We start from the raw sequence: 1575 nt of genomic DNA on the forward strand, positions 1-1575 counted from the left end.
CGTCCGGACGGTGCGACCGTGCGGGCGGCCGGTGCCGTCGTCGCCCGGGCGGCCGCCGCCCCCGCGGACGGCGGCACGGCGCTACCGGGCCACGACGGTCCGCCGGCCGACGCCGCCGACCGGGGGCACCCCGTCCGGCAGCGGGGTGATCTCTGATGCGTGTCCTCCACGTCATCACCGGCCTCGGCAGCGGTGGGGCCGAGCAGCAACTCGCCGCGGTCGTCCGCCGACTTCCCGCGCGTGGCGTCGACTGCGACGTCATCACCCTCACCAATCCGGGCCCGGTCGCGGACCGGCTGCGGGAGGACGGTGTGCGCGTCGGGCACCTCGGCATGGCGGGCAACCGCGACCTGTCGGCGCTGCCCCGGCTGACCCGCGCCGTGCGGCACGGGCGGTACGACGTCGTCCACACCCATCTCTACCGGGCCGGGGTGTACGGCCGGATCGCCGCCCGCGCCGCGGGTGTCCGCGCCGTCGTCGCCACCGAGCACTCGCTGGGCGCGGCGCAGATCGAGGGCCGACCGCTGACCGTACCGACCCGCGGGCTCTACCTGGCCACGGAACGCCTCGGCCGGGCGACGGTCGCCGTCTCGGCCGCCGTCGCGCGACGGCTGCGCGACTGGGGCGTGCCGGCGGAGCGGCTGCACGTGGTCCCCAACGGCATCGAGGCCGAGCGCTACCGGTACTGCCCGTCGGCGCGCCGGGGTGTCCGCGCGCGCCTCGGTGTCGCACCGGAGGCGTTCGTCGTCGGGGGCCTCGGGCGCCTCGTCGGCGGCAAGCGGTTCGACGTCCTGGTGCGCGGCGTCGCCGCGCTCCCCGGCGCCGTGCTCGTACTGATCGGCGACGGCCCGGAGCGGGCGCGGTTGCTCCGGCTCGCCGCGGCGCTGGGGGTCGCCGACCGCGTCAGGCTGCTGGGCGACCGCTGCGCCGACGAGGTGCCCGCGCTGCTCGCGGCGTGCGACGTGCTGGTCTCGCCGTCCCGGGAGGAGACCTTCGGCCTGGCCGTGCTGGAGGGGCTGGCGGCGGGGCTTCCCGTGGTCCACGCCGCCTGCCCGGCGCTGGAGGAACGTCCGGCCGCCGACGCCCCGGGCGCCACCCGGTTCGACGGCGAGGTGTCCGAACTCGTCACCGCCCTGCGGGCCTTCGCCCGGGCCGGCCCCGTCCGGCTGCCCCAGCCGCGCGCCGTGCGCCACTACGACATCGGCCGAGCGGCCGAACGCCTGACGGAGATCTACCGGTCCACCGCCACCTCCGTGGCGGGCCCTGCGGGAGGAACGCGATGAACAGCAGCCAGTACACGTGGGTCAAGGTCGTCGACCGGCCCGACCCGGCCCGTGCGGCGCGAGCGGCGCTGTCCCGGGTGGCGAACGCCTCCGCGGTGACCGCGCGCGCTCTCGCGGCCGGTGCCGTCCGCCGGCTGTCCCACCACCTGCCGGCCCGGCCGGCGCCAGGTGCGTCCGCCGGGTCCGCGCGGACTGCCGCGCCGACTGCCGCGCCGACTGCCGCGCAGGCGGCGGAGCGGCGGCGCCTGCCGGGCGCGGCCCCTGTCGCCCCCGCCGTGGCTCAGCCCGGGAC

The 1575-nt window shown here is 78.7% G+C and carries 1 protein-coding gene and 1 pseudogene; both read left to right on the forward strand.

Features of this window, described 5'->3' with window-relative positions:
- Positions 1 to 155: 155 nt before the first annotated feature.
- A complete protein-coding gene (locus HCN52_RS24330) occupies positions 156 to 1283 on the forward strand; it encodes a glycosyltransferase (protein WP_168090572.1) in 1128 nt (375 codons plus the stop codon).
- A pseudogene (locus HCN52_RS25010) lies at positions 1280 to 1575 on the forward strand (hypothetical protein); the annotation flags it as partial. The gene HCN52_RS24330 and the pseudogene HCN52_RS25010, both read left to right, overlap by 4 nt.

It is taken from the genome of Streptomyces bohaiensis, from assembly GCF_012033785.1.
Lineage (GTDB): Bacteria > Actinomycetota > Actinomycetes > Streptomycetales > Streptomycetaceae > Streptomyces > Streptomyces bohaiensis.